General features: G+C 40.3%; 1 protein-coding gene and 2 pseudogenes. 1 reads left to right on the top strand and 2 read right to left on the bottom strand.

Annotated features, from left to right (window positions below; translation table 11 throughout):
• Positions 1–75 precede the first annotated feature (75 nt).
• Both IYQ92_RS10030 and IYQ92_RS10025 read right to left on the bottom strand, forming a co-directional pair.
• A pseudogene (locus tag IYQ92_RS10030) lies at positions 76–738 on the bottom strand (transposase family protein); the annotation flags it as partial.
• Positions 739–936: 198 nt separating this feature from the next.
• Positions 937–1,256: pseudogene (locus IYQ92_RS10025) on the bottom strand (transposase); the annotation flags it as partial.
• A gap of 85 nt (positions 1,257–1,341) precedes the next feature.
• On the opposite strand from IYQ92_RS10025, the gene IYQ92_RS10020 reads away from it, so the two are divergent.
• On the top strand, positions 1,342–1,934 hold a 593-nt coding region (locus IYQ92_RS10020; RefSeq protein ID WP_195676488.1), incomplete at its 3' end, for an IS982 family transposase.

Genomic DNA, 1,934 nt, shown 5'->3' with positions numbered 1-1,934 from the left:
ATTTTAGCTTTGGGGAGTGAAACAGTCTGGGGAGAGACTGTTTCAGCCTGAGCCTAAAAATAGGAGAGCGAAGGGTCTTAGGATTGGAATATAAGACCCAGACATGTCCACAGTAACGGCTTTAACCGCCTCACGAACAGTTCTAGGATAGCGATAAAAGTAGTTTTTGATGGTGGTCTGTCGGTTGTTTTCAAGGAGAGTGACAATCTTTCTGGTCTCAAAATTTTGAGCGATGAAGGCCAGTTGTCCCCTGTTCTGAGAAAATTCATCTACTGATAGAACCTCAAGAAGACGAGTAAAGTCTTCCTTGAAGGTGAAAGCTTCCAGATGACGTTGGATAAGAGATACTGAAAGGTGGAGTCTCTTAGCGATGGCAGTATTAGTTAACTTTTCGGTATGGTATTGTGTGATTTTCTGGCGGACAGGCTTCGAGATTTGGTAATGCTTCTTGACTAAGCTGGTCTCAGAAACCGTCACCCGACGACAACCTTTACACTGAAACCGTCGCTTCTTAAGTTTGAGAACTGTTGGCATGCCTTGGACATCAAGGATTGGAATAGTAGAAGCTCGTTGAAAGTCATACTTGCTCATCTGTCCTTGGCAGTGAGGGCAGAGTGGAGGCTGATAGTCTAGGCTAGCCTCAATCAAGATATGAGTATCAGCCTTAAAAATAGTCTCAATTTTGATATTTTTGTCTTTTAATCCGATGAGTTCTGCGGTATTCTTAAGTTGTTCCATAAGGTCTTCCTAATGATGGTTTGGTTGCTTTTCTTTATAAATCTTATGGGGCTTTTTTGATACACTGAAAAACCTCAGTATTGTTCGTTTTTTATATTTATCGATTGAGTTTTGTCCCAGACTCGTCAGATTGAAGACAAGCTGCTCTAAACCTCTAGTTTATCTTTTCTTTTACTTTCCTTATGATGGTTGGCACCACTTTGACTTTTCGATTGATCTTGTATAGCGTAAATTGTGGTATTCTTTTATCTGCTTCCCAACAAACGCTTAATGATCTCTTTACGTTGTTGATATTGCTCCTTCATCCCTCTCTGGTGTCGGATGACTTCGCAGACTTCTAAGACATCTTTCCCTAGATGACGTGTGATGAGTTTTTGATGGTTCTTCGACTGAGTACAATCGGAGAAGAGAGGACAAGTCTGACAACTGAGGAGATCACTTTTATACTCGCGGTAATCCTCTCAGTTCGTCGTTGAAGAACGTAACTGTTGATTTTCTGGACAGAGATAAACATTATAATTATTCGTGGTGCTAGTTAATTTCAAAATACCATAAAAAGCCCAAAAGGACTATACTGCTAAATCTCATCACTTACAATGGAATATCAAACAATTATCAAAAATATGCCATCAGCTGTATAGGAATTACTGTCCTGAATCTTTCAAACATCGTCGAAAGGTTAACCTATCTAAGGTTTCAGACCAATCTCTATTAGTCTTACTTATCTTGCAAGCTGAACTAGGCATTAAGTCACAACGTCATTTCTATCGTATCTGTCAATTCTTTCCTTGTGGTCGTCTCCTTGAAAGAAGTCGTTTTAACCGGCGAGCACGACAACTGATTGGGTTAGTTCAACTCATCAGACAAGTAATGAATACCCAAATCTCTCCTGATACCATCGTTATCATGGACAGTTTTCCCTTACCACTATGTCAACCAGTCTGTAACTATAGAACACGTATTTTTGATGGCTTGGCAGATACTGGTTACAATGCTTCCAAACAACTGTGGTTCTATGGTTTCAAGGTTCATATGCTGGTCACCCTATCAGGCTATATTCTGAACTACGTTGTGACACCAGCATCTGTTCACGATATTAGAGCCGTTGAGGACTTACTGGAAAACTGCCATCACTCTTACATTTTGGCTGATTTGGGCTATCTTAGTCGCGAGCTTAGAAATAGTTTGGAGCAAAA

It is taken from the genome of Streptococcus sp. HF-1907 (assembly GCF_015594605.1).
In the GTDB taxonomy this organism is placed as follows: domain Bacteria; phylum Bacillota; class Bacilli; order Lactobacillales; family Streptococcaceae; genus Streptococcus.
The sequence above is the reverse complement of the archived record's forward strand: the minus strand, read 5'-3'. Positions and strand labels throughout refer to the sequence as shown.